Source organism: Ignavibacterium sp. (genome assembly GCF_025998815.1).
In the GTDB taxonomy this organism is placed as follows: Bacteria; Bacteroidota; Ignavibacteria; order Ignavibacteriales; family Ignavibacteriaceae; genus Ignavibacterium.
Genome location: NZ_AP026678.1, coordinates 1,992,504 through 2,017,720, shown reverse-complemented (window position 1 = coordinate 2,017,720; position 25,217 = coordinate 1,992,504). Strand labels below are relative to the sequence as shown.

The window sequence follows — 25,217 nt, the reverse complement described above, 5'->3', positions numbered from 1 at the left end:
AATCTATTTCAGAGAATTTTTATAAACTTCATAAGTTTGAAGTGCTGAAGTTTCCCAGTTAAAATATTTTAACCGCTCAGCTCCCAATGTTTTTAATTCTTCTCTTCGTTGTTTATCATTAAGTATTTTTCCAACAGCAGAATATATAGAAGATTTATTTGTTGGCTCGAAATATTCTGCTGCATTTTCAGCTATTTCAGGAAGCGAACTGGAATTACTACAAATTACTGGACAACCGCAATAAAATGACTCAAGTACTGGGATACCAAATCCTTCATAAAGTGATGGGAATATAAACGCTAAAGCATTAGTATAAAGCATTCCCAGGATATCATCATTCACTGGAATCTGTTTAATCTTTGATTCAATATTTAATTCTTTAAAGAAATTAATTTCTTTTTTGGAAAAATTGCCACCACCAGCACAAATCAGGTACAAATCCTTTTCATGTTTTAGCAAATCAGCAATTGCATCTGTCATAAAAGTGAAATTTTTGTAGTACTTTCTGCTTCCAACATATAGTAAAAACCTTTTTGGAAGGTTCAATTCCGTTTCAAGTTTTTTTGAACGATTGTATTTAAGAGAATTTGCATGATATATAACAAAAATTTTTTTCTCATCGGCATTTAATATTCGTACGAGATCATTTTTAGTGTTTTCAGAAACACAGATGATTTTTTTTGCTTCTTTTACTAAAATTCTCTTGTGTTGAGAGGTTTTATCCCACCTGCTCACTGCATTTGGAAATAGTTCATGTATCATATCATGAACGGTTAATACAAAAGATTTACCCGAAAGATTATCCAAAAAATAAGGATCATAATATGTGGGATGGAATACATCATAATTTTGCTGAGCGAGTTTTAATTTGGAAAGGTTTTTATTTATGGCACTTAATAGAGAAGTTTTTCCTTTGAACTTTAACCGTGGTAAAAATTTTTTAATATCTTGCCTATCTATTTCATTCAGATATTGGTTATTTGAATACTTGATTGAGAGATCTGTTTCTGCAAAGTATAAAGAATTTAGATGCTTAATTAACTCCACAAAATAGCGTGATACACCTCCATATTCCTGATAGGAAAAACATTGATGATCATATAAAACTTTTAGCATATTATTCTCACCAACTCTTCTGCTATTACGTTTCTGTCAAATTGTTTTATGAATTCTGAGTTTACTTCTGAGTTCAAATCTTTATTAAAAATTTCTTTCACTTCTTCATCATATCTGAATAATCTTCCCAATCCTGATTTATTTAATAACCTTTCAACCTCTTTATTGTCATTCCCAAATGCAATTATTGGTTTCCCAACTCTCAGATATTCAAATAATTTTCCGGGAACATGTCTTTTTTCAGTTGTGCAGACCAGCAAATAATCTGCTTTGAATAACTCCGCAAGCATTTGATGGTATGGCAGGAAACCTTTGTATTCAGTAATTGGTTCCAATCCGTTATCTCTGATTGATTGTTTAATCAATGGCGAAACAGTGCCAAAAAATCTTATTCTGAATTTTTCTCCCGAATCAATTCTTCTTTTAATTTCTTTCCATAGCATTTCGGGATTCTGGTAATCGAAAATATTACCTGCGTGCACAATAACTTTAAATTTTAAAAAGTCCCCTTCCTTAGGAAGGGGATTTAGGGGAAGGCCTCTGAAATCTTCTTCATTAAATCCCCAATAAAGTACGTGAGATTTCTCTTCAATGAATTTATATTTTCTCACATAATCTTCCTTCATCGATTCTGTTACGAAGATAATCTGCTTTGCTTTTTCAAGAACTGATTTTTCAAAATGATTGTCGATACACAAAGTCACTTTACTTCGTTTAAAGTTTCTGTAATATGAAATATCAACCCAAGGATCTATAAAAACAGGAACGAATGGAATATTAAAATCTTCAGATAATTTTTCCCCAACAAGGTGTGTTGTATGTGGCGGACCAATTGAAACTATTGCATCAATTTTTTCTTTTCTTAAATATTTTTTTGCTTCACGAACCGCTGGAAAATACCACCCAATTCTTGCGTCGGGAATAAAGAGATTCATTCTTATCCAAATAGAAATTTTATGAGCAAGACTTTTATTTTCCAATGATATTGTTTCGGAAGCGATAAGTTTTTCATCAGGTTTTTTTCCGATGAATCTTCTGTAAAGATTAAATGGCTCGACTGCTTTGGCATTAATTATTGTCCACTCAGGATTTACTTTTTTAAGGAGACTATCATCTCTTTGAGTGAAAGTTTCATCTTTTGTTGTAAGAACAACCGGCTGCAATCCGAACTCCTGAATATGGTTCATAATGTCCAAAGGCCAATGAAGTGAAGCTTTCCCTGAGGGAGGCCAATAATATGTAATGAACAAAACTTTTTTCATTTCTTTTTCCCAACAAACCGAATTACATCAGCTTTACCTTTGTGAAAATTTCCTTCGTTAAGTTCAGTTGTTGTGCTTTCTATAATTAAAATATCGAGATGTTTAAATGATTCGAGAATATCTTTTTCATCATACAAAAGATTTATGTCTTTTGGTCCACCTGAGTTATTATTGATTTGCAATTTGTTGAAAGCTTCTAAAATTATTTTTCCACCAACTTTTAATGAACTAATAATTTTTTCATTAACTGTTTTTCTGATATCTGACGGTAAATGGACGAAAAACAAACCAACTGCATCATAATAATTTTCAGGATAATGAAATTCAGTAAGGTCAGAAACAAAATAGTTTATATGGACTGATTTTAATTCTGCAAGTTTTAATGCTTTTTCTTTTGCAGCATAGCTGAAATCAACAGCATCAACCAGCCAACCTTTTGAAGCTGCGTAAACAGCATTTCTACCTTCTCCTTCACCGGGAAGCAGAAGCTTTCCTGTGTCCATTAAATCAATTTGTTGTTTGAAGAATTCATTCGGTTCAGTTCCATAAATGTATTCTTCGGTTGAATATCTTTCATCCCAAAGGTTTTTACTCATAAATATTATTTTAGTTATCTCACTGGCAAATTTATCAAATATTGTTTGTAATAGGAATTTGTAAGTGTTAGAATTCTTTTGTCACAGCAAAAGCGATAAATGTTTTTTATTTTTGTATCAGAAATTAGGACAAAATGAGATGAATGTGGATATAAAAAATATTCAGAGATTTATTGTAGTTGGCGATAGGGTGCTGATTAAACCCGAAAGTGAAGAAAGCAGAACTGCGAGCGGACTTTATTTACCTCCGGGTGTTACTGAGAAAGAAAAAATTCAAAGTGGCTATGTGATTAAAGTTGGTCCTGGCTATGCAACTGCTGCACCACCTGAAGATGAACCCTGGAAATCAACTGAAGAGAAAGTTAAGTATATCCCTTTGCAGGCAAAAGAAGGGGATTTGGCTATTTTCTTACGAAAAGAAGCTTATGAAATTGAATTTGATAAAGAAAAATATTTGATTGTACCTCACTCAGCTATTTTATTGCTGATAAGAAATGAGGACCTTTTCGAATAAATCAGAATATCGTTACAGCTATTGAGAAAAAGAGACTGGCTGCAATAATAAGTCTCATGATTATTGAAAAATCATTTTGTCTTTCTTTCGCATAAACTTTTCCAATCTCAAAATCTTCTTTTATTTGCATTTGACTATAAGTTGTATTCATACGAAACTCCGTTTTAGTTTATATAGAATAATGCAAAAGCTGTGCAAATTATTTTTTTGACGAAATGTTTTGTTTAGAGATTGAAATTAAAGTAGTCGTATACATCAAATTTTTTAGGCGACAAATTTGACGCCTGCAATGTCGGAAATGCAAGAATTGTCAGAGTGATTCTTTAATTTTTTTGAGCTTTCTTTGAAGTGACCTTTCGCTTAATCCAAGAATTGTTGCTGCTTTAGTTACATTATTATCAACCTGAGCAAGCACATAAAGGATGTGATTCTTTTCCATCTCTTCGATAGAAACAAGGTTTGTTAATGATTCCTCGGCTTTTTTTGCCATAAAATCTTTTGGTAGCTCTACTGATTCAAGTTTCTGGTTATCTTCACTTTTCATAACCGAATTGAAGATAATATTTTCAAGCTCTCTCACATTGCCAGGGAAAGTATAATGCCTTAACTGATTGATTACTTTTCTTGATAGTCCGAGAATATTTTTATCATACTTCTGGTTAGCAATCTTTATAAAATGATTTGCAAGAAGAATTATATCTTCACCTCTCTTTCGTAATGGAGGAAGATAGATGTATCCGCGATTTAATCTGTAATAAAGATCGGCTCTGAAATTGCCTTTTTGAACTTCTTCAAGCAAATCTTTATTCGTTGCGGCAATAATTCTAATATCAAGTTTAATCGGCTGAGAACTTCCTATTCTGTAAATCTCGTTATACTGAATAACCCTTAAAAGTTTTCCCTGAAGTTCTTTTGGAAGTTCACCAATCTCATCAAGAAAAATTGTTCCGCCATTCGCAGCTTCAAAGTAACCTTGTTTATCGCTGATAGCACCAGTAAATGATCCTTTCAGATGACCGAATAATTCGCTTTCGAATAGTGTTCCCGATATAGAAGCCATGTTAACAGCTACAAAAGGTTTATCTCTTCGGGAAGATAGCTGATGAATTTTTTTTGCGATTAAATCTTTTCCCGTTCCGGTTTCACCAGTGATTAAAATTATTTCATCAGTTGGAGCAAAAATTTCAACAAGGTTGAAAACCTTAGTCATCAATTCTGAACTTGCAATAATCTCTTCATATCTTTGTTTCGGTTCGGTTTTAACTTCGATGAGATTATTTCTCAGAACATCTCTTTCTTTTTCAAGAAGCTTATAATTAAGTGCGCGTTTAATGGTAAGAAACAGTCTGTCGGTTTCAGGAGGTTTTACAATAAATTCATAAGCACCAAACTCAACAGCTTTCATTGCAAGGTTTTTGTCATCAACAGCAGTTATGATAATTACGGGAATATCAGGATGTTTTGGGTAGATTCTTTCGAGAAGTTCAAGACCGCTCATTTCAGGCATGTAAATATCAAGCAGAATTAAATCAACATCCTGACTCTCAAGAATTTTTTCTACATTCAAAGGGTTAGATTCTGCAATAACATTTTCATAACCCTCTTGTTCGAGGATTGATTTTAGTAATTCAAGGTAAGAAACTTCATCATCAACAACAAGAATAGTATTCTTCACAGCAAAAATTCCTTTTAGTTTGCAAAGGATAAAAAAAATACAGTGAAAGAATAAACTTTCACTGTATTAAAATCAAATAATAATTTTAGATTGGTTACTCATACCAGGAAACAATTTCAAAACCTCCTGTGCCCGGGAAAAAAGGTGGAGAAGCTGTCATAAATCTTGTATCGTATCGGTATGACTTACTGAAACCGGTTTTTATTACTCCGCTATTAAATGTTCCTACTGCCTGTCTTGTGTTCTGAATAATTCCACCAAGAAGATTTATTGTCCCGCTGACAGGCCTGGTATTATAATTTTCAGCTCCAAATCCACCGTTCTGTACATAGATGGAAGCGTTGATGTTTATATTATCTCTGTTTGGAGTATTGTCAGTTATCCACACATTGCTTTGTGCAACAATTCCAAGCATATCGGTTGAAGTTGGATCGGTTCTCGGATCTTTTGAATATACAATATCATCATCTAACCAGATTGTTCCTTTACCACTGGAAGTTCCAGAGCAGGCAATAGTATAAGCACCTTTAACAGTTCCCTGAATTCTCGCAATTCCATTATCCACATAAATTACACCGTTAGGTGCAGCGGTTGGTAAATGAACGCTGTCATACGGAGTCATAGTAGAATAACGATAGAGTAAATAATCACCATTAAACTTTAAGTAAACTGTTCCCTGACCAGAATTATTCCCATTAAAATATAATCCATTATTTTGTGCTGGTGTTTTAAGCGCAGTTACACCATTTGTAGGAAGAGACAAGTCTACTCCTTGCTCATAACCAGCATAAAAGTATGGTTTATCAGTAGCTTGATTTGTAAAGTACTGAATTCCACCTTTTGAACTTGCTTTACCATAGAATACCGGGTGATTAGCAGCTCTTAATTTATCCTGAGTATGAAATGGTCCCCAAACTGTATCTTTATTCATCCACCAAATATTAGTTCCTTCATAAATAGAGTAATAAGCAAATTTAGAAAACTTACTCGGTGCAAATGTTACGTCAACACGACTCGTATCCTTTCTAAAAATTCCAACAGAAGTAATTCTTTTAATGTTTTTGTAAGCATCAATTGTTTGAACAGTAACATTCAATTTACCATTCTGATAATCAACATTATTGTAACCAGCATTCCAGGTTGAGTCAAGGAATAACTGATTAGCTGCCATATTAGCGCCGCTGATGGCTATATTGTGAGAAGTTGTTTTATTAAAGTAATCGACATAGTTATCTGTTACTCTTCCGGAAACAGTATTAAAATTATTTGCAACAACCATAAACAGCATTGTGAATCCGGAAATAAGAATCAACATTGCTTTACCACTCATAGCATTTTCCTCCTATCTGTTTTTTAAATTTCTTGCCACTAGTCTGATTTGTCTCCAATAAGCTGAGGAGTATTGTTCATCATAAGCATAAACGCTTTCTACTCTAACATTTATTTCATAAGAACTGATGATGCCCGGATTTGTAATCGGCAAATGAACAGTATCACCAAGTGCATCAAAATAGATTAGATAGAACTGAGTAATGCCAAGGTTGACCTCGGTTGGAGTTGTTGTATTTACAACCCTGTAAAGCAATCTATCGCGTGGATTAGGTGTACTTGTTAAATCAGAAGTTGGACCAAGGTAGTATCTTATTGAATCTATGTCACCATCATTATCAATGTCAGTATAAAATTTAATACTTGATGAATCGGCCTGAGCAATGGCTTTTGATGGATCAGGGAAATTTTGCCAATTAGCACAATATCCCATTTTTCTGAAATCGTATTCGATTACTTGTGCAATGGTTGCTAAATTTTGCTGAAGAGAAAGTTCTCCAGAGTAATTATAAGTCTTTTCTGCTGCAGAGTCACTTAATCTTAAAACGGTTGTTAATAATATTCCGCCCATGACAATTGAGGCGAGAATATCTAATATTGTACTATATCCCATTAAATCTGCTCCTATCTGAAATACCAATAACTATAGATTGTGGATAACTCTAAAGTATCCTTGGAGAAATCACTCGAAATTTTGACAGTTAATTTTTTATGCCAGGTTCTGTTCGTTGAAGCGGCATTTGGATTTGTTGGGTTTATATATGTAACAGAACATTGAGTGTGAAAAGGAATCGTATAGATAGTATCGTGTTGTACATAGTTATTAAAATCATCAAAATCATCAAACACACCTGGAGTTTCCTGACCAAGTGAAAGTACTGGAGTAAGAAGAGTTAAGCTATTTACCGGATCAACTTTGGTTTTATCATCAAAGGCAAGTTTACTGGCTTCTTCTATTAATGATGTTCCTATTGAAGTGGCGAGAATTCCAATTTTGGAATCCATAACTGTTTCATCTGTGGAAAGAATATTATTATTCATCCGTAAAACAGATAGAGATAAAATTGTCAAAGCCCCAATTGCGAATAACGATTGGCCTAAATTCATTTCTTGACTCTCTCAAAATTATTATCAATAACTTAAACAAATTTTATTCCTCATATATTGTATTATAAATGTGTAATTTTCTTAAGTAATCTTTTATTATGCTTGCATAACATTAAAGTAAGAGAAATTTTTACCTGTAAATTTTTACTATGAAACATTTCAGCATATAACAGACTAAATATTTTTTTATTTTTGTAATAATTAAGTAATAAAAATTGAAAGGCTTATTATGACAGCAAACTTTGATATGATCAAAAGGGTATACTCGACTTACCGAGAAAAATTGGCTGACGCAAGAAAAGTTTTAAATCGTCCGATGACTTATGCAGAAAAAGTTTTATATACTCATCTTTGGGAAAAACCAACCCGCGAGTTTGTTCGGGGAAAAGATTATGTTGAATTAGCACCTGACCGGGTTGCGATGCAGGATGCAACAGCTCAAATGGCTTTGCTTCAGTTTATGTCTTCCGGAAGAAAGAAAACTGCGGTTCCATCTACTGTTCATTGTGATCATTTAATTCAGGCACAGGTTGGTGCAAAGGATGATTTGCTGAGAGCAGAAGAAGAAAATAAAGAAGTTTATGATTTTCTTGAAAGCATATCACGAAAGTATGGAATCGGTTTCTGGAAACCTGGAGCAGGAATTATCCATCAGGTTGTGCTTGAAAATTATGCATTCCCTGGTGGAATGATGATTGGTACAGATTCTCACACACCAAACGCCGGTGGACTTGGAATGATTGCAATAGGAGTTGGAGGAGCAGATGCTGTTGATGTTATGGCAGGAATGCCCTGGGAATTAAAATGGCCTAAACTAATTGGTGTTAAACTTACGGGTAAGCTTAATGGTTGGACTTCACCAAAAGATGTTATTCTTAAATTAGCCGGAATTTTGACGGTCAAAGGTGGTACAGGTGCAATAGTAGAATATTTTGGCGAAGGAACGAATTCAATTTCCTGCACAGGTAAAGCAACAATTTGTAACATGGGAGCTGAAATTGGTGCTACAACTTCAGTATTCCCATTTGATGAAAAAATGTCTTCCTATCTCAGAATAACAAAACGGGCTGATGTTGCAACACTTGCCGAAGGACTTGCTGATGAACTTTGTGCTGATAAAGAAGTTTTGGAACATCCCGAAAAATATTATGACCAGATTGTTGAAATAAATCTTGATGAACTTGAACCACATTTAAATGGACCATTTACTCCCGATAAAGCCTGGCCGATTTCAAAAATGAAAGAAGCTGTTAAGAAAGAAAATTATCCTGATAATATTTCAGTTGCTTTGATAGGAAGTTGTACTAATTCAAGTTATGAAGATATTGACAGAAGCGCTAGTATTGCTAAGCAAGCACTTTCAAAAGGATTGAAAGCAAAGTCACAGTTTACGATTACTCCTGGTTCTGAGCAAGTCAGAGCAACTATTGAAAGAGATGGTCAACTAAAAGTTTTAACGGATATAGGAGGATTAATTTTAGCCAACGCTTGCGGTCCTTGTATCGGAATGTGGAAGAGAATGGATATCAAGACAGGTGAAAGAAATACAATTGTTACTTCTTTCAACCGAAACTTTGCAAAGAGAAATGATGGCAATCCTGAAACTCTTGCATTCGTTGCTTCACCTGAAATTACAACAGCACTTGCAATTGCCGGCAGATTATCATTCAATCCTTTAACTGATGAACTTGAAAATGAAAAAGGAGAAAAAGTCAAACTTGATCCTCCTGTTGGTGAAGAGCTTCCTCCAAAGGGATTTGATGAAGGAAGTAGCGGATTTATCCCACCCGCGGAAGATGGAAGTTCAATTGAAGTTAAAGTTGATCCAAAGAGTGATCGTTTGCAACTTCTTCAGCCATTTGAACCTTGGGATGGAAAAGATTTTGTTGATTTGCCAATATTGTTAAAGGTATCGGGCAAATGTACAACAGACCATATTTCGATGGCTGGTCCATGGTTAAAGTATCGCGGACATCTCGATAACATTTCGAATAATATGTTTCTCGGTGCTATTAATGCATTTACAGGTGATGCAGGGAAAACAAAAAATATTTTTACGGGTGAATACAAATCCGTTCCGGAAGTTGCCCGTGAATACAAAGCCAAAGGAATTGGCTGGGTTGTAATTGGTGATGAAAATTATGGCGAAGGTTCTTCGCGTGAACATGCTGCAATGGAACCAAGATATCTTGGTGGTAAAGCAATTATTGTAAAAAGCTTTGCAAGAATTCACGAAACAAATCTGAAGAAACAAGGAATGCTGCCTCTGACTTTTGCAGATCCGAAAGATTATGATAAAATAAAAGAAGATGATAAGGTCACGATTTTTGTATCTCAGCTTCAACCTGAAAAACCAATAAAAATGTTAGTCAATCATTCTGATGGAACCCAGGATGAAATCTGGTTAAATCATACAATGAATGCTTCTCAGATTGAGTGGTTCAAAGCGGGAAGTGCATTGAATCTTATTGCGAAGAGCCAGAAGAACTAATTAAAAATTGGAAGGGAATCCAATCAGATTCCCTTCTTTACTATTCTTTCAGTGAATCACTATAAATCTTTTCAAGAAGTTCAGAAAGCCTTCTCTTTTCTTCTTTAGATAAATGTGATGAAATCAGTTTATTCAAATCATCAATATCAGGTCTTATCTTATCTAAAAGTTTAATCCCTTTTTCAGTAATCCTTGTGAGAGATAACCTTTTATCATTTTCTGAATAAAATCTTTCAACCAGATTTTCCTTTACTAATCTGTCGACAAGTCTTGTAACATCCGGCGCTGGCTCAATCATTCGCGAAATAATTTCACATCTTGGATAACCCTCAGGATAAGCACCTTTGAGAATTCTGAGAACATTGTACTGAGGTGAAGTAAGAGCATATTTTGAAAGCACAGCGTCGTGTTTTGATCTCAAATAATTTGCTGTAACGAAAATATTCAGTATTACTTCAAGATCATCTGAATCAAACTTTTTTGTTTTTAATCTTTGTTTTAGAGCTTCTCCCATCGTGTCCACTTAATTTATTTGTGTTATGACACAAACATAAAATATTTCTTACAGAATGAGGAGGGGAAATTTGGGTATATAGAAGATGGTATGAGTTATAAGGAATAAGTTGTACGGTATAAGGTATAAGGTATAAGGGTATAAGGTGTAAAGTAAAAGAACTTAGGATGAAAATATGAAATATTATTCAGAAGGGGAATGAGATTAGTTTGAAAAATTCCAGTTCAAGAAATTTGATTTTATAAAGAACAACTTTTAAATAAACTTAATCCTTTTACCCTATACCTTATTACTTATGCTCTCTTCCTCCTACCTTTACACCACAAAACAGTATAGCATTCTCAAGTCATTATTGTTATTTTCCAATAAATAAAAAGGAACTTTGTTTGAATATATGACTTTTCTTAACCCGGCAGTCTTAATTGGATTACTCGCAGCTGCAATCCCTGTTATTATTCATTTATTAAATCTCCGGAAGCTAAAAAAAATTGAGTTCAGCACTCTTGCTTTCCTTAAGGAATTACAAAAGAATAAAATCAGGAAAATAAAAATCAAGCAGTGGCTATTGTTGGTACTTCGTGTACTCATAGTTCTTCTGATTGTATTTGCATTTGCTCGTCCGGCGTTGCGCGGATTAAGCATTGCCGGAACAACTTCAGCAGCAAAGACAACAGCAGTTCTTATAATTGATGATTCATTTAGTATGTCAGTATTAAGTCAGAGAGGTTCTTATTTTAATCAGGCAAAAGATTTTGCAAAACAAATTATAGAACAGTTAAAAGAGGGAGATGAAGCTGCACTGATATTTATGAGTGATGAAAATCAGCAACCGAAGCTCACGAACAATTTTAATTCTCTTATAGAAGAATTAAATCAAAAAGAAATTTCTTTTACAAAACCCGATTTGAATAAAGTAATTACTCTTGCAGCACAATTGGTAAACAGGAGTAACAATTTTAACCGCGAGATTTATCTGTTTACCGATTTTCAAAAAAATATTTTTCCTTCGGAAGAAATAAAATCTGATTTAAGCGAACTTCTTAACGAAAACATAAAACTTTATTCATTTTCACTTTCTGATAAAACTGTTTTTAATCTTGGTGTTGATGAGTTAAAAGTTAACAATCAGATTTTTGAAAAGGATAAACCAATTACATTTCTTGTTTCGGTTAGTAACTATTCACAGCAGAATGTTCAAAACGGAGTTCTTTCTTTATTCCTTAATGGCAAACGAGCTGCACAAAAAAGTTTTGATGCAGATGCAGGAAAATCTGTCGTAGTTGATGTTGATGCTTTATCAGATGCAACCGGATTTATTGATGTAGCTGCTGAAATTGAAACCGACGATATAGAACAGGATAACAGAAGATTTAATTCTGTCTTTATTCCTGATAAGATTCCAACTTTAATTATATCTGATGAAAGTGCTTCTTCAAGATTCTTAAAATTAGCTTTGCAAACCGTGGGCAATGATAAAATTAAATTCGATGAAAAGAATTCAAATCAGCTTGCCGCTTTACAATTGAAAAATTACGATGTGATTTTTCTTTGTTCAGATAATGTTTTTCAGAATATTGAAAAGTTAAATCAGTTTGTGAAAGATGGTGGAAGTCTTGTTGTTATACCTTCTGTCAATGCTGACCTGAATAAACTCAACAGTAACCTGCAGAAATTAAATCTACCATTAGCTTCCGGATATGCAGGAAAAATGAATGATAAATCACTTTCGGTGCAATTTGATAAGATAGAATTTAATCATCCTATATTTCTTAATCTCTTCAGGAAAGATGACAAAAAAAATATTGAGTCTCCTTTAATCAATTACTTTATTAAATATTCTACCCAGGGGAAAGGAAGTAGCATTATAACTTTAACAGAAGGTTCTTCTTTTCTGAGTGAATATAAATTGGGCAAAGGAAAAATATTTTTCTTCAACACAGCTTTTGATGCCGGCTGGAGTAATTTTGCACTCAAAACTATTTTTGCACCACTTGTTGTCAAAATGGTTTTTTATCTATCGCAAAAAGAAAATTTACAGAATAACCTGATTGCTGGCGAAACAATTTCAATAGATTTGAATAAGATTAATTCCGCGCAAATTAAAGTTGTAAGACCTGACAGTTCAGCAGACTTTATTAACATTGATTTGGTAAACCAAAAATTTGTTGAATACACTAATACTGATCTTGCCGGATTTTATAAAATATTTTCCGGAAATGAGCTAATTGATAACATCGCTGTTAATAACGAAAAATCAGAATCAAACCCGGTTTATGCGGATGAAAAAGATTTTGAAAAATATCTTGAACAGTTAAACTTTAAAGGTAATCTTATAGTTGTTGATAAAAATAAAAATCCGTTAGAAACAATTAATCAGGCAAGATTTGGCTCAGAATTATGGCGGGCATTTTTACTCATCGCAATAATTTTAGCAGTAATTGAAATGACAATTGCCAGAAATGTTAAAAAGGATTTGGAAGGAATAAATAATTGAATTCAAAAATTTTTTAACAACAAGAAACAGGAGACACACTAAGATTATATAATATGATTGAAGTAACCAAAAAAACTGTTGAGCGTGCAATGTTGATTGCACTCGATACAAAGGAATTTAGTAAAGAAACAATTGAAGAACATATTGAAGAGTTAGAGGAATTAGCTTCAACAGCCGGAGCTGAAACTATATTCAAAATAATTCAATCGAAAAGAGGAATTGATCCTGCGTTTTATATCGGTAAAGGCAAAGCAGAAGAACTTGCGCAGCTTATCGAACTGAATGAAATTAATATCGTAATTTTTGATGACGATCTTACTCCGGTTCAGGTTAGAAACCTTGAAAAACTTTTTAACAGAAAAGTAATTGACCGAAGCGGATTGATCCTTGACATTTTTGCATCCCGCGCAAAAACAAAAGAAGCCAAAACTCAGGTTGAACTTGCTCAACTTCAGTATATGCTGCCGCGATTAACAAGAGCATGGACACACTTATCTAAACAGTATGGTGGAATTGGTACAAAAGGTCCTGGTGAAACACAGATTGAAACTGACAGAAGATTAATCAGAACAAGAATCAGTTTGTTGAAAAATAAACTCGAAAAAATTGAAGCTCATCGATTAACTCAAAGTTCAGGCAGAAAAGGATTTCTCAGAATTGCTATTGCGGGATATACTAATGCTGGCAAATCAACTTTGTTTAATCTGCTTACTGAAGCAAATGTTTTTGCTGAGAATAAACTTTTTGCAACACTTGATTCAACAACACGTGCTTTGGAGATTGACGAAACACATAAAATTCTTATTTCTGACACAGTTGGATTTATCAGAAAACTTCCTGCTCATTTAATTGCTTCTTTCAAAAGCACTCTCAATGAAGTGCGTGATGCCGATATTATTTTGCACGTGATTGATATTTCTCATCCGTATTTTGAAGACCATATTAAAGTAGTTGATGAAACTCTTAAGGAATTTGGGAGTGCAGAAAAAAGGGTAATTAAAGTATTTAATAAAGTCGATATTGTTTCAGATAAATCACTTATAGATTTTGTAAAAAATGTTTATAAAGAAAGCGTGATAATATCTGCTTCAAGAGGAATTAATATTTCTTCGCTTAAGTCAATGCTTAGAAATATTCTCAATGAAAATGTTGTTGAAGAAAAAATTGAACTTCCGCTAACTGCATCAAAGAAAGCTTCACAAATTCACGAATATGCTGAGGTTCTTAAAACTGAGTATGATGATGATAAAATTCAAATAATCTACCGAACATCCAGAGAGAACTCAGAGAAAATCAAAAAAATAATTGCTCATTAAAAATTATTTTTATTTAATTAACTTTAATCAAACCTTGCTGTGAGTTTTTTCTCCGGTTCTGCTTTCTGCGTGTGAAAATATCTTCTTCTTTCTGACTAACTATGTTTAATTTTACATACTAAATTTTATTATTCTCAGGAGGAACAATGTCAATCGTTCTTGATGGTTCAAATCTCACAATAGAAAAACTCGTCGCAATAGCTCGCCACAAAGAAAAAGTCGAACTTAGTCCTGAAGCACTTGAAAGAATAAAAGTTTGTCGTGCAATGCTCGAAGAAAAAATTAAAACTCACGAAATAATGTATGGAGTAAATACCGGCATAGGTGAATTTTCAGAAGTAGTTTTAACTGATGAGCAGGTTAAAGACTTCCAGCGATATTTAATTTACAATCACTCTGCAGGTATCGGTGAGCCTATGCCTATTGAATATGTTCGTGGTGCAATTGCAAGCAGAATAAATGTTCACGCTCACGGTAATTCTGGTTGCAGACCTGAAATTACTTTGACTCTCGTTGAAATGCTGAATAAAGATTGTATCCCTGTTGTTTGTCAGAAAGGTTCAGTTGGTGCTTGTGGAGATTTAGCTCCGATGTCTCAGATTGCCTTGCTGATGTTAGGTGAAGGAGAAGCTTTCTACAAAGGTGAAAGACTCCCTGGTAAAGTTGCTTTTGAAAAAGCCGGAATAGAAATTCCCGGACTAAAAGCAAGAGATGGATTAGCTACAATCAACGGTTCAAATTTTATTACTGCAATAAGTGCTCTGCAGCTTTATGATATAAATCGTTGGTTAAAGCAAGCAGAAATTGCTGCAGCAATGACGCTTGAAGCACTTCACGCAAATATGAAACCTTATGATGTCCGACTTCATAAACTAAGAGGATTTCCCGGCGCAGTAAGAAGTTCACAGGCGATAAAGAAATGTATCGAAGGAAGTGATCTTCTTACGGGAAAATTAAAACAAAAAGTTCAGGATGCTTATTCAATGCGCTCAACACCACAAGTTATCGGAGCAGCACACGATGCGGTTGCATTTGCAAGAAAACAAGTGGAAACAGAATTAAACGGAGTTGGTGATAATCCGATTTTTATTCCTGAAGATAAAGTAACATTAACCGGTGCAAACTTTCAGGGAACTCCTGTTTCTCTTCCGATGGATATGGTTGGCGCTGCAGTTACAATGGTAAGTGTTCTTTCTGAAAGAAGAATGAACAGACTTAACAATCCTGCTCTCAGTGTTGGACTTCCCGCATTTCTTACAAAAGGTGCTGGAATGTTTTCTGGATTAATGTTGAGTCAATATACAGCAGATATGATGATTGTTGAACAAAGAATACTTTCGATGCCTGCTTCAATTCAATCTATTCCTGCGGCTGCCGATCAGGAAGATTTTGTTTCGATGGGAATGAATACTGCAATCAAAAATGCTCAGATACTGGATAATGCTTATGGAATACTTGGAATTGAATTTATGGCTGCTGCTCAGGCACTTGATTTCAGAGACCATCAAACAGGTAAGGGAGTTGCAAAAGCAAAGGAAGTAATTCGTAAGTATGTTGATTTCCTAGATGTTGATCGTCCGCTTTATCCTGATCATAATAAGATGAAAGAACTTGTTAAATCCTGTGAGATACTAGAGGAAGTTGAAAAAGTAGTGGGTTTTCTTGAGTAGAATTTCACGCAGAGACGCAAAGCCGCAGAGAGTTATATGAATGAAAATGACATTTCTAAAATAATCGTTGATTGTTGTTTTAAAGTTCATACTCAATTAGGACCCGGTCTTTTGGAATCTGTTTATGAAGAGGTTTTAGCTTATGAATTAATGAAGAGGGGATTAAATGTTGAAAGACAAAAAGCAATCCCAGTGCTTTATGATCAAATAAAAATGGAATTAGGTTTTAGAGCTGATTTAATTGTTGAAAATAAAGTTATTATTGAATTGAAATCAGTTGACACACTTGCTCCTGTTCATTCAAAACAATTACTGACTTATTTAAGGTTAGCAAATTTAAAACTTGGTTTACTAGTAAATTTCAATGAAGCATTAATCAAAGACGGAATAAAAAGAATAGTAAACAATTTGTAAATCTTTGCGGCTTAGCGTCTTTGCGTGAAACATAATTAAGGTAAGTCATGGAAATAATTTTTCTTATCATCGGTTTAGTTATCGGATTTGTTATTGCTTTTCTTTTTTTACGAAGCAAGAAGACAACCCCGATAGAAGAAGTAAACAGACTCAACGAAGAAATTAATTCACTGAGAATTGAGAACGGAAAGTTGAGCGAACGGATTAAGATTCTTGAAGAAGACAAATCCAATCTTCAATCAGAACTAAAGATTGAAAGAGAAAAATCAGAAAAGCTAAATTCCGATAACTCAGCACTTAAATCCGATTACTCTAATCTTCAGGAAAAGTTGAATGAACAAAAAACCGAGATTGAAGAACTTCAACAAAAGTTTGTGAAGGAATTTGAAAATCTTGCAAACAAAATCTTTGAAGAAAAGTCTGCTAAGTTTACAGAGCAGAATAAAGAAAAGATAAGTGAAATCCTCAATCCGCTTAAAGAAAAAATTTCTGAGTTTGAAAAGAAAGTAGAGCAAACAAACAAAGAAAGTATTGACAGATTATCTTCGCTTCGGGAACAATTGTATTCGCTTAAAGAGTTAAACAACCAAATGACTCAGGAGGCAAAAAATCTTACTGAAGCACTAAAAGGTCAAACTAAAACTCAGGGTAATTGGGGCGAGTTTATACTTGAAAGTATTCTGGAGAAATCCGGATTAGTAAAGGGAAGAGAATATGTTGTTCAGGAAAGTTTAGTCTCGGAAGCCGGAAAAAGATATCAGCCTGATGTGATTGTAAATTTGCCGGAGAATAAAAGTATTGTTATTGATTCAAAGGTATCATTGATTGCTTATGAAAGATATGTTTCATCAGAAAATGAAAATGAAAAAGAAAAGGCTTTGAGAGAACATATCATTTCAATTCGTTCGCACCTAAAAAGTCTTAGCTCAAAGAATTATCAGTCACTTTATCAGTTAAATAGTTTGGATTTTGTTTTAATGTTTATGCCAATCGAGCCGGCATTTGCACTTGCAGTTCAGCAGGATGCTTCCTTATTCAATGATGCATTTGAAATGAATATAGTAATCGTAAGTCCATCAACATTGCTTGCTACACTCAGAACTATTGCGAGTATCTGGCGACAGGAAAATCAAAACAGAAATGCACTTGAAATAGCACGGCAAGCAGGTGCCTTGTATGATAAGTTTGTGAATTTCTACAATGATCTACTTGATGTGGGAAAAAAACTCGATTCAGCAAAAGACAGCTATGAAGAAGCAATGAAGAAAATACACGATGGAAGAGGAAATCTTATTGCTGGAGTTGAGAAGATGAAACAGCTTGGAGCCAAAGCAAGCAAATCTTTACCAACAGCAGCATTAAATCGTGCTAACATAGATGAGAACAATTTGCTAAGTAACGAATGATTATAAAATCACCACAAACCAGACAGGAATTTTTTGACTATTACGATTTAAGATGGCGCATACTTCGCGCACCCTGGAATCAGCCAAAAGGAAGTGAACAGGATGAACTTGAAGGACAGGCAATTCATATAATCGCAGTTGAGGAAGGCAAAGTTGTTGGATGTGGTCGTGCTCATTTTAATTCTGATGAAGAAGCTCAGATAAGATATATGGCTGTTGAAAATCATTGGCAGGGAAAAGGTATTGGTAAACTGATTTTAGATGAGCTTGAAAAGAAAGTTATTGAGAAGGGTGCAAAAAAAATTATTCTTCACGCAAGAGAAAGTGTTGTTAAGTTTTATGAAAAGAATGGATATCGAATTGTTAAACCTTCACACACTTTGTTTGGTACCATCCCTCATTACTTAATGGAAAAGAAATTTTAGTTATGTGGAGCCGATCGGGATCGAACCGACGACCTTCCCGATAAAATCGGGATGCTCCAACAACTGCCTGTCCGCCGAAATAAAATGAAGGCGGAAGCTACAGCCCCATAATTTAATTTCCCATTTTATTTATCTCATCAAACTCTTCTTTTGTTAATGGCATAACAGATAATCTGTTTCCTCTCTGAATCAGTTTCATATTTTTGAGTTTAGGATTTGATTTGATCTCATCCAAAGTTACAGGATGTTTGAATCCTTTCTTCAATTTAATATCAACCATAAACCAGGTCGGATTTTTCGGATCAGCTTTTGGATCATAGTGATTATTCTCCGGGTCAAATTGAGTGAAATCAGGATAACCTTCACGTACAACTTCACAAACTCCCATCACAGCAAGTGGCTCTGTGTTACTATGGTAGAATAAAACCAAATCACCTTTTTTCATTTCATCTCTTAAAAAATTTCTTGCCTGATAATTTCTTACTCCATCCCAATAGGTTGTTTGGTTTTTACTTTTCTTTAAATCATTCCAAGAAAAAACATCGGGTTCAGTTTTAACCAACCAGTATTTAGTTGCCATAAAATTCTCCTCTGTTATTTGATTTCCGTCAAAAGTTTATTGATGTGTTTCAATATCATCTAATTAAAAAATAAGTTTAAAAGAAACTTTTCTTCATTTAATGAATCTTACATATCAAAATTAATAAACTAAACTGAAAGGGAAATACGATGGAACAGACAACCAGAAAAGGCATTCCATTGATTGGAGAAAAAATGCCAACATTGGAAGTTCAAACAACTCACGGAATGAAAAAAATTCCCGAAGATTACAGAGGCAAATGGATTGTGTTGTTCAGTCATCCGGCTGATTTCACACCTGTGTGCACAACTGAATTTGTGGCTTTTGCAAAAAGAAATGATCAATTCAAGAAACTCAATGCTGAATTGATTGGATTATCAATTGATCAGGTATTCTCACACATTAAATGGGTAGAATGGATTCAGGATAATCTGAAAGTGAATATTCCTTTCCCGATTATCGCTGATGATATGGGTAAAGTTGCTGAATCACTTGGAATGATTCATCCCGGTAAAGGAACAAATACTGTTCGTGCTGTTTTCATAATTGATCCTGAAGGTATCATAAGATTAATGATTTATTACCCACAGGAAGTCGGAAGACAAATTGATGAAGTTCTTCGAGCATTGAAAGCTCTTCAGATATCTGATCAGAATAAAGTTGCTATGCCGGAAAATTGGCCTAACAATGAACTGATTGGTGACAAAGTAATTATTCCACCACCAAAAGATATGGCAATGATTGAAGAAAGAAAGAAAGCCGAAGGATATGATTGGTGGTTTAAATTCAAATCATTGAATAATTAAGCATTTCCTTAAAAATTTAACCGATCTTCCACAAAGAAGGTCGGTTTTTTATTTAACAATATCTTAATTAAAAACTATTATCTCTGAGCAAAAACTTTATTATATTTATCTCAGATAAAAAAATATGAGGCAAAAATGAAAAAACTATTACTGATTCTTTTACTTGTTACTCCACTTTCCTTCGCTCAGCTTTTGTTGGAGGAAAATTTTGATTACGGAACAACTGACAATCCTGATATTACAGCATTAACTTCAAATTGGGTAAGACATAGTGGAACTCAAGGACCTTCCTATGTTGCTGCAGGTTTGAATTATGTTGGCTATCCTTCCTAAGGAATTGGAGGTGCTCTTTCTTTCACTAATGGTTCTTCAGGAGTTAATGATGGGGATGTTAACAGAAAGTTTTCTGATTCCGTGACAACAGCTCAAAATGTTTATGCTTTCTTTATGGTAAATCTTGCTTCTGCACGAACAACATCAGATTATTTCTTTCACCTTGGTCCTTACACTATCGGAACTACATTCAGAGGTAGAGTTTATGCAAGAAATTTCGGAAGTGGATATGTAGTCGGTTTAGCGAAATCCAGTGAAACACTGACTGAAGATTCATCTGTAGTTTTTAATTACAACCAAACTTACCTTTTTGTATTAAAGTACATTTTTAATCCTACTGCTGTTGATGATGATCAATGTGTATTATATGCTTACGATAATACTTTCCCATTAACTGAACCAGGTTCACCAATTTTGACGATTGGTCCCATTGGGACTGGTGTTGGATCAGATCCTGCAAACATCGGAGCAGTTGCAATCAGACAAGGTACAAATTCTCCAACCGGATTAGTGGATGGAATCAGAATAGCAACTAACTGGAACTCAATCGTACCTGTTGAACTTACTTCTTTCAATGCAACAGTTAACGGAACAAATGTATTACTTAAATGGACAACAGCAACAGAAATCAATAATGCCGGCTTTGATGTTGAAAGAAGAACTTCAAACAGTGACTGGAGAAAAATTGGTTTTGTTCCAGGCGCAGGCACAACCTCCGATAAACAGAATTATATCTTCAGTGATAAAAATCTTGGTAAAGGAAAATATCAGTACAGACTAAAGCAAGTTGATTTTGACGGTACATTTGAGTACTCTAAAGTAATTGAAGTCGATATTACATCGCCTGCAAAATTTGAATTAGCTCAGAACTATCCTAATCCATTTAATCCAACGACAGCAATAAGTTACACTATTCCGCAATCAGGTAATGTTAAGTTAGCAGTTTATAACTTACTTGGACAGGAAGTTGCCGTACTTGTGAATGATTTCAGAGAAGCAGGAACTTATGATGTAGAGTTTAATGCAAGTAATCTGAATAGTGGAGTATATCTCTATAAGCTTGAAGCAAATGGTCTAACATTCACAAAAAAGATGACACTGCTTAAATAAGATTTTCTCTCGTAGAGACTTGCCATGGCAAGTCTCTACAGAATTTTAATTAAAATAATTTATTTATTTCGTTAAGGATAAAACCTTCAGCTTCAATTTAATCCAACCACTTTCCAAATAATCCCATATACATAAATCTGTAGATATCGGTATTATCAATTTTACCTTTCATTTTTTCTGAATGTATTCCATGTGCTCTTGCAACAACTCCACCTGAAACATCACCAAAACAACTCCAACCAATTCCGAACGGAAAACGATTTCCATTTTTATCTGGTGCAGAAATAAATGGAAGAGTTCCTTTACCTTCTCTACCATCAACGGGAGAACCATTTGCATCTCTTTCCGGCAAAGGATTGTTATCAGATAGATTTTCAATTTCATATCCAAGTACTTCCATTCCACCTGCCTCGCTATCAGATGCAGTTAAAAGTAATGTGTTTGGATTTTTATTTATGAATTCAAGAGCGAAACCAATTGCTTCATCAGCATTGCTCAAAGCTTCAAGTTTTCCATTTGCGTTATTCCTGTTACCAAAGTTATCCGTGCCTTCTTCTTCAACAACAAGAAAGAACTGACCTTTGCGAGATAAGAATTCAAGTGCAAACTTTGTCATCTCTGCAACAGTCGGTGCAGTTGGATTATAGTTGGGTAAATCTTTCTCTCTCAATTCTTCTTCGGTTTTGTCATTAAATGTACTTCTTGATGCAAACACACCAAGAATTTTCTTCTCATCGAATGAAGTGTTTAATAATTCGTCTTTTGTGTAAACAACTTTATATCCTTTTGATGTTGCCCATTCGATAAGATTCAACCCGTCTTTTCTTTTACCACTTTGTGAATGTCTTCCTTTTGTACCTTCAGGTAAAAGAAAATCTTCTCCACCACTGAAAATTAAATCGGCTCCGGATTGAATAACATCTTTAGCAATCTCGTTGTAATTTCCTCTTTTAACATTACTTGAAACAAACACAGCAGTTCCTGGTTCTTCAATAGAACCTGAATTAATTATTCCTGTGAAAATGCCTTGCTGCATTGCTTCTTTCATTATGCTTAATCTTTTTCCAGAACGTGCAACAGGAACTTCATTATCAATTAAACCGAAATCATCAACATCAGCTTTAACGCCGTAGGCATGAATAGTTGCTCCGGCATTTGATGACGCAGTTATTCTGTTTCTTATATGACCCTGGTATAAACCGATTGAGTTCATTTTATCCCAATTCAAATCATTGTCAGGTCCGACTTTAAAAATTCTTAATGCATTCCAGTCACTTAAACCGGTTCCATCCGGATGAATAAAAATTACATTTCCTTTTTCGGAACTTATCTGTGCGAAATTTATCGCAGCAGTAATTAACACAAGAGTAAAAATTTTTTGTAACATTTTCCTACCGATGTTTTAATTTGATGAATTATTTTCTTCATAAATATAAAATATTGAATGTTAAGTTGATGTTAAGAATTGTTTTGTATTCTTTTACAGTGGAATTAAATTTGTGCCGCTGTTTTCATGATTAAACATTGAGGAGAGATTTACTAAATGGCGAAAAAAAATAACGGCAAAGTTGCTAATGGTTCTATTTTTTTTACAGACAAAGAAGACCCTGAAAGTTTTTCAATTTCAAATCAGTTCGCCGAGCATCTTGAATTTACACTCGTAAAAGATCGAATTACAGTTACAAAAGATGATGCTTATTATGCTCTATCTCTTGCTGTTCGTGATAGAATGGTAAGAAGATGGCTTCGTACTCAAAGAGAATATCACATCAAAGATACCAAACGAGTTTATTATCTTTCCCTCGAATATTTAATGGGAAGATTGCTTGGCAATGCACTCATAAATCTTGATTATTATGAAGAGTGTCGTGAGCTTCTGAAAAAAGATGGATACAATTTAGAAGAGATAAAAGAATATGAACACGATATGGGTTTAGGTAACGGAGGTTTGGGAAGATTAGCTGCTTGTTATCTTGATTCAATGGCGACACTTCAACTTCCTGCATTCGGTTATGGAATCAGATATGAGTATGGAATCTTTTCTCAGGAAATTGAAAACGGCTATCAGGTTGAATATGCTGACTACTGGCTGAAGAATGGAAACCCCTGGGATATTTTAAGACGCTCACTTCAATACCGCGTTAAGTTTTATGGAAGAGTAGAAAAGAAAGTTTATCCTGACGGAACATATTATTTTGATTGGGTTGATACAGATGATGTTCTTGCTGTTGCTTACGATGTCCCTGTTCCTGGTTACAAAGTAAAAAATGTGAACAACCTTCGTCTCTGGCAGGCAAAAGCAGTTACCGATTTTGAATTTTCAGAATTCAATCGTGGTGATTATGTTGAGGCGGTTGCAAAGAAAAATGATTCAGAAACTATTTCCAAAGTTCTTTATCCCAACGATACTTATGTCGAGGGGAAATTTTTAAGACTTAAACAACAATACTTTTTCGTTTCGGCAACATTGCAGGATATTATTCGCAAGTTTAAAATCAATCATGATAATTGGGAAGATTTTCCTGAAAAAGTATGTATTCAGTTAAATGATACCCATCCTGTTATTGCAATACCTGAATTGATGAGAATACTGATTGATCAGGAAAGACTTGGCTGGGAAAAAGCGTGGAATATAACAACAAGAACTTTTGCTTATACAAATCACACTGTTGTACCAGAAGCACTTGAAGAATGGAATGAGAAAATATTCGGAGAACTTTTACCAAGGCACCTTCAGATAGTTTATGAAATCAACAGAAGATTTCTTGAAGATGTAAAGAAAAACTATTCAACCGATGAAGCCGTTCTTGATAAACTTTCAATAATTTCATCCGGTCCGGAAAAGAGAGTTAGAATGGCAAACCTTGCAATAGTTGGAACATTTGCAGTTAATGGTGTTGCTGAGCTTCATACACACATTCTGAAAACAAGAATATTTCCTGACTTTCACAAAATATATCCGAAAAAATTTCTTTGTGTAACGAATGGCATTACACCAAGAAGATGGATTCGTGCAGCTAATCCGGAACTATCAAAACTGATAACATCAAAAATCGGAGAAGAGTGGGTAAAAGATTTATCACAACTTAAGCAGCTTGAACAATTTGTTGATGATGCTGCATTCAGGAAAAAATGGCGTGAAGTTAAAATGCATAACAAACGGCTTCTGATTGATTATATCAAGAATGAAAATAACATTGATGTAAATCCTGACTCAATTTTTGATGTGCAGGTTAAAAGATTTCACGAATACAAAAGACAGCTTTTGAATGTACTGCATGTAATTACTCTTTATAATCGTATAAAAGATAATCCGAAAATTAAAATGGTTCCAAGAACTGTAATTTTCGGAGGTAAAGCTGCACCAGCTTATTATGCCGCTAAAATGGTAATAAAATTAATCAATTCTGTTGCTGATGTTGTGAACAATGATCCTGATGTTGGCGATAAACTAAAAGTAGTTTTTCTGAAAAACTATTCGGTTACGCTTGCAGAAAAAATTATTCCAGCATCGGATTTGTCAGAACAAATTTCGGTTGCAGGACTTGAAGCATCTGGAACGGGAAATATGAAATTTGCTGCAAATGGTGCGTTAACAATCGGAACAATGGATGGTGCTAATATTGAAATTCGTGAAGAGGTTGGTGAAGAAAATATTTTCATATTCGGTTTACTTGCTGAAGAAGTTGTTGAGCTAAAAGCAAAAGGATATAATCCGAGAAAATATTATGAAAGCAATCCTTCATTAAAACGAGTTATTGATATGATTGCTTCAAATTATTTCAATCCAAAAGAACCCGGAATTTTTAATGATATGATTAACGGTTTAATGAATGTTGATTACTATTGTGTCTTCGCAGATTATCAATCATATATTGATACTCAGGACAGAGTTGCACAGGAATTTCTTAATCAGGAAGAGTGGACTAAAAAATCAATTTATAATGTTGCACGAATTGGTAAGTTTTCAAGTGACAGAGCTGTAAGTGAATATGCAAAGAAAATATGGAATGTAAAGCCGGTTAAACTCAATAACGGAAATTCAAATCACGATTAAAA

Annotated in this window: 23 protein-coding genes and 1 tRNA gene; 12 read left to right on the top strand and 12 right to left on the bottom strand. The window is 34.2% G+C overall.

What is annotated here, in order from left to right:
- Nucleotides 1-3: 3 nt before the first annotated feature.
- The 3 genes from Q0X14_RS08715 to Q0X14_RS08705 are packed head-to-tail and all read right to left on the bottom strand — an operon-like array spanning nt 4 to nt 2,974.
- On the bottom strand, nt 4-1,116 hold the full coding sequence (locus Q0X14_RS08715; RefSeq protein ID WP_297837135.1) for a glycosyltransferase family 1 protein: 1,113 nt from the start codon (nt 1,114-1,116) through the stop codon (nt 4-6).
- On the bottom strand, nt 1,110-2,378 hold the full coding sequence (locus tag Q0X14_RS08710) for a glycosyltransferase (protein WP_297837133.1): 1,269 nt from the start codon (nt 2,376-2,378) through the stop codon (nt 1,110-1,112). The genes Q0X14_RS08715 and Q0X14_RS08710 overlap by 7 nt, the downstream gene beginning before the upstream one ends.
- A complete protein-coding gene (locus Q0X14_RS08705; RefSeq protein WP_297837130.1) occupies nt 2,375-2,974 on the bottom strand; it encodes a class I SAM-dependent methyltransferase in 600 nt (199 codons plus the stop codon). The genes Q0X14_RS08710 and Q0X14_RS08705 overlap by 4 nt, the downstream gene beginning before the upstream one ends.
- Nucleotides 2,975-3,113: 139 nt before the next feature.
- Here Q0X14_RS08705 and Q0X14_RS08700 point away from each other — a divergent pair, with 139 nt between their 5' ends.
- Nucleotides 3,114-3,488 carry a co-chaperone GroES family protein gene (locus tag Q0X14_RS08700; protein WP_297844734.1) on the top strand — a complete coding sequence of 125 codons (375 nt, stop codon included), beginning with the start codon at nt 3,114-3,116 and terminating at the stop codon, nt 3,486-3,488.
- Between the two features lies 1 nt (nt 3,489).
- Here Q0X14_RS08700 and Q0X14_RS08695 read toward each other — a convergent pair whose 3' ends face one another.
- From Q0X14_RS08695 to Q0X14_RS08675, 5 genes are all read right to left on the bottom strand, one after another.
- Complete coding sequence (locus Q0X14_RS08695; RefSeq protein ID WP_297837127.1) at nt 3,490-3,639, bottom strand: hypothetical protein; 150 nt, start codon at nt 3,637-3,639, stop codon at nt 3,490-3,492.
- A 159-nt stretch (nt 3,640-3,798) separates the two neighbouring features.
- Nucleotides 3,799-5,163, bottom strand: coding sequence for a sigma-54 dependent transcriptional regulator (locus Q0X14_RS08690; protein WP_297837124.1), 1,365 nt, complete (start codon nt 5,161-5,163; stop codon nt 3,799-3,801).
- Nucleotides 5,164-5,257: 94 nt separating this feature from the next.
- A complete protein-coding gene (locus Q0X14_RS08685; RefSeq protein WP_297837121.1) occupies nt 5,258-6,493 on the bottom strand; it encodes a hypothetical protein in 1,236 nt (411 codons plus the stop codon).
- Between the two features lie 12 nt (nt 6,494-6,505).
- A complete protein-coding gene (locus Q0X14_RS08680; protein ID WP_297837119.1) occupies nt 6,506-7,105 on the bottom strand; it encodes a hypothetical protein in 600 nt (199 codons plus the stop codon).
- Nucleotides 7,106-7,116: 11 nt separating this feature from the next.
- Nucleotides 7,117-7,599: a hypothetical protein gene (locus Q0X14_RS08675; RefSeq protein WP_297837117.1), complete on the bottom strand. Its 483-nt coding sequence runs from the start codon at nt 7,597-7,599 to the stop codon at nt 7,117-7,119.
- 229 nt (nt 7,600-7,828) lie between these two features.
- Here Q0X14_RS08675 and Q0X14_RS08670 point away from each other — a divergent pair, with 229 nt between their 5' ends.
- Nucleotides 7,829-10,090, top strand: coding sequence for an aconitate hydratase (locus Q0X14_RS08670; RefSeq protein WP_297837114.1), 2,262 nt, complete (start codon nt 7,829-7,831; stop codon nt 10,088-10,090).
- A gap of 40 nt (nt 10,091-10,130) precedes the next feature.
- Here the strand turns inward: Q0X14_RS08670 and Q0X14_RS08665 are convergent, their stop codons facing one another.
- Entirely contained in the window at nt 10,131-10,604 is a 474-nt protein-coding gene (locus tag Q0X14_RS08665) for a MarR family transcriptional regulator (protein ID WP_297837112.1), read from the bottom strand.
- A 382-nt stretch (nt 10,605-10,986) separates the two neighbouring features.
- Between Q0X14_RS08665 and Q0X14_RS08660 the strand changes: the two genes are divergently transcribed.
- From Q0X14_RS08660 to Q0X14_RS08635, 6 genes are all read left to right on the top strand, one after another.
- Nucleotides 10,987-13,098, top strand: a complete 2,112-nt coding sequence (locus tag Q0X14_RS08660; protein WP_297837109.1) for a BatA domain-containing protein — start codon at nt 10,987-10,989, stop codon at nt 13,096-13,098.
- Nucleotides 13,099-13,151: 53 nt separating this feature from the next.
- A complete protein-coding gene (gene hflX, locus Q0X14_RS08655; RefSeq protein WP_297837106.1) occupies nt 13,152-14,414 on the top strand; it encodes a GTPase HflX in 1,263 nt (420 codons plus the stop codon).
- Between the two features lie 146 nt (nt 14,415-14,560).
- Nucleotides 14,561-16,084, top strand: coding sequence for an aromatic amino acid ammonia-lyase (locus Q0X14_RS08650; RefSeq protein ID WP_297837103.1), 1,524 nt, complete (start codon nt 14,561-14,563; stop codon nt 16,082-16,084).
- 36 nt (nt 16,085-16,120) lie between these two features.
- On the top strand, nt 16,121-16,498 hold the full coding sequence (locus Q0X14_RS08645; protein ID WP_297837101.1) for a GxxExxY protein: 378 nt from the start codon (nt 16,121-16,123) through the stop codon (nt 16,496-16,498).
- A gap of 47 nt (nt 16,499-16,545) precedes the next feature.
- A complete protein-coding gene (gene rmuC / locus Q0X14_RS08640) occupies nt 16,546-17,904 on the top strand; it encodes a DNA recombination protein RmuC (RefSeq protein ID WP_297837098.1) in 1,359 nt (452 codons plus the stop codon).
- Complete coding sequence (locus tag Q0X14_RS08635) at nt 17,901-18,329, top strand: GNAT family N-acetyltransferase (RefSeq protein WP_297837095.1); 429 nt, start codon at nt 17,901-17,903, stop codon at nt 18,327-18,329. Before rmuC ends, Q0X14_RS08635 begins: the two co-directional genes overlap by 4 nt.
- A gap of 5 nt (nt 18,330-18,334) precedes the next feature.
- Here the strand turns inward: Q0X14_RS08635 and Q0X14_RS08630 are convergent.
- Together Q0X14_RS08630 and Q0X14_RS08625 are read right to left on the bottom strand one after the other, a co-directional pair.
- Nucleotides 18,335-18,436, bottom strand: a tRNA-Lys gene (locus Q0X14_RS08630).
- A 5-nt stretch (nt 18,437-18,441) separates the two neighbouring features.
- Complete coding sequence (locus Q0X14_RS08625; RefSeq protein WP_297837093.1) at nt 18,442-18,909, bottom strand: EVE domain-containing protein; 468 nt, start codon at nt 18,907-18,909, stop codon at nt 18,442-18,444.
- Nucleotides 18,910-19,058: 149 nt separating this feature from the next.
- On the opposite strand from Q0X14_RS08625, the gene Q0X14_RS08620 reads away from it, so the two are divergent.
- From Q0X14_RS08620 to Q0X14_RS08610, 3 genes are all read left to right on the top strand, one after another.
- The gene (locus Q0X14_RS08620) at nt 19,059-19,715 is read left to right on the top strand and encodes a peroxiredoxin (RefSeq protein WP_297837090.1); all 657 of its coding nucleotides are present in this window, start codon (nt 19,059-19,061) and stop codon (nt 19,713-19,715) included.
- 135 nt (nt 19,716-19,850) lie between these two features.
- Nucleotides 19,851-20,048, top strand: a complete 198-nt coding sequence (locus Q0X14_RS08615; protein WP_297837088.1) for a hypothetical protein — start codon at nt 19,851-19,853, stop codon at nt 20,046-20,048.
- An 81-nt stretch (nt 20,049-20,129) separates the two neighbouring features.
- The gene (locus Q0X14_RS08610) at nt 20,130-21,158 is read left to right on the top strand and encodes a T9SS type A sorting domain-containing protein (protein ID WP_297837085.1); all 1,029 of its coding nucleotides are present in this window, start codon (nt 20,130-20,132) and stop codon (nt 21,156-21,158) included.
- Between the two features lie 97 nt (nt 21,159-21,255).
- Here the strand turns inward: Q0X14_RS08610 and Q0X14_RS08605 are convergent, their stop codons facing one another.
- Complete coding sequence (locus Q0X14_RS08605) at nt 21,256-22,545, bottom strand: alkaline phosphatase (protein WP_297837082.1); 1,290 nt, start codon at nt 22,543-22,545, stop codon at nt 21,256-21,258.
- Nucleotides 22,546-22,701: 156 nt separating this feature from the next.
- On the opposite strand from Q0X14_RS08605, the gene Q0X14_RS08600 reads away from it, so the two are divergent.
- Entirely contained in the window at nt 22,702-25,215 is a 2,514-nt protein-coding gene (locus Q0X14_RS08600; protein WP_297837079.1) for a glycogen/starch/alpha-glucan phosphorylase, read from the top strand.
- The last annotated feature ends 2 nt before the right edge of the window (nt 25,216-25,217 follow it).

What these genes read in the sequence shown, in the direction of transcription:
- Q0X14_RS08605 (WP_297837082.1), bottom strand. Translation starts at nt 22,545, where the DNA reads ATGTTACAAAAAATTTTTACTCTTGTGTTAATTACTGCTGCGATAAAT.
- Q0X14_RS08685 (WP_297837121.1), bottom strand. Translation starts at nt 6,493, where the DNA reads ATGAGTGGTAAAGCAATGTTGATTCTTATTTCCGGATTCACAATGCTG.
- Q0X14_RS08710 (WP_297837133.1), bottom strand. Translation starts at nt 2,378, where the DNA reads ATGAAAAAAGTTTTGTTCATTACATATTATTGGCCTCCCTCAGGGAAA.
- hflX (WP_297837106.1), top strand. Translation starts at nt 13,152, where the DNA reads ATGATTGAAGTAACCAAAAAAACTGTTGAGCGTGCAATGTTGATTGCA.
- Q0X14_RS08680 (WP_297837119.1), bottom strand. Translation starts at nt 7,105, where the DNA reads ATGGGATATAGTACAATATTAGATATTCTCGCCTCAATTGTCATGGGC.
- Q0X14_RS08695 (WP_297837127.1), bottom strand. Translation starts at nt 3,639, where the DNA reads ATGAATACAACTTATAGTCAAATGCAAATAAAAGAAGATTTTGAGATT.
- rmuC (WP_297837098.1), top strand. Translation starts at nt 16,546, where the DNA reads ATGGAAATAATTTTTCTTATCATCGGTTTAGTTATCGGATTTGTTATT.
- Q0X14_RS08705 (WP_297837130.1), bottom strand. Translation starts at nt 2,974, where the DNA reads ATGAGTAAAAACCTTTGGGATGAAAGATATTCAACCGAAGAATACATT.
- Q0X14_RS08600 (WP_297837079.1), top strand. Translation starts at nt 22,702, where the DNA reads ATGGCGAAAAAAAATAACGGCAAAGTTGCTAATGGTTCTATTTTTTTT.
- Q0X14_RS08650 (WP_297837103.1), top strand. Translation starts at nt 14,561, where the DNA reads ATGTCAATCGTTCTTGATGGTTCAAATCTCACAATAGAAAAACTCGTC.
- Q0X14_RS08635 (WP_297837095.1), top strand. Translation starts at nt 17,901, where the DNA reads ATGATTATAAAATCACCACAAACCAGACAGGAATTTTTTGACTATTAC.
- Q0X14_RS08700 (WP_297844734.1), top strand. Translation starts at nt 3,114, where the DNA reads ATGAATGTGGATATAAAAAATATTCAGAGATTTATTGTAGTTGGCGAT.
- Q0X14_RS08620 (WP_297837090.1), top strand. Translation starts at nt 19,059, where the DNA reads ATGGAACAGACAACCAGAAAAGGCATTCCATTGATTGGAGAAAAAATG.
- Q0X14_RS08625 (WP_297837093.1), bottom strand. Translation starts at nt 18,909, where the DNA reads ATGGCAACTAAATACTGGTTGGTTAAAACTGAACCCGATGTTTTTTCT.
- Q0X14_RS08675 (WP_297837117.1), bottom strand. Translation starts at nt 7,599, where the DNA reads ATGAATTTAGGCCAATCGTTATTCGCAATTGGGGCTTTGACAATTTTA.
- Q0X14_RS08665 (WP_297837112.1), bottom strand. Translation starts at nt 10,604, where the DNA reads ATGGGAGAAGCTCTAAAACAAAGATTAAAAACAAAAAAGTTTGATTCA.
- Q0X14_RS08615 (WP_297837088.1), top strand. Translation starts at nt 19,851, where the DNA reads ATGAAAAAACTATTACTGATTCTTTTACTTGTTACTCCACTTTCCTTC.
- Q0X14_RS08715 (WP_297837135.1), bottom strand. Translation starts at nt 1,116, where the DNA reads ATGCTAAAAGTTTTATATGATCATCAATGTTTTTCCTATCAGGAATAT.
- Q0X14_RS08645 (WP_297837101.1), top strand. Translation starts at nt 16,121, where the DNA reads ATGAATGAAAATGACATTTCTAAAATAATCGTTGATTGTTGTTTTAAA.
- Q0X14_RS08670 (WP_297837114.1), top strand. Translation starts at nt 7,829, where the DNA reads ATGACAGCAAACTTTGATATGATCAAAAGGGTATACTCGACTTACCGA.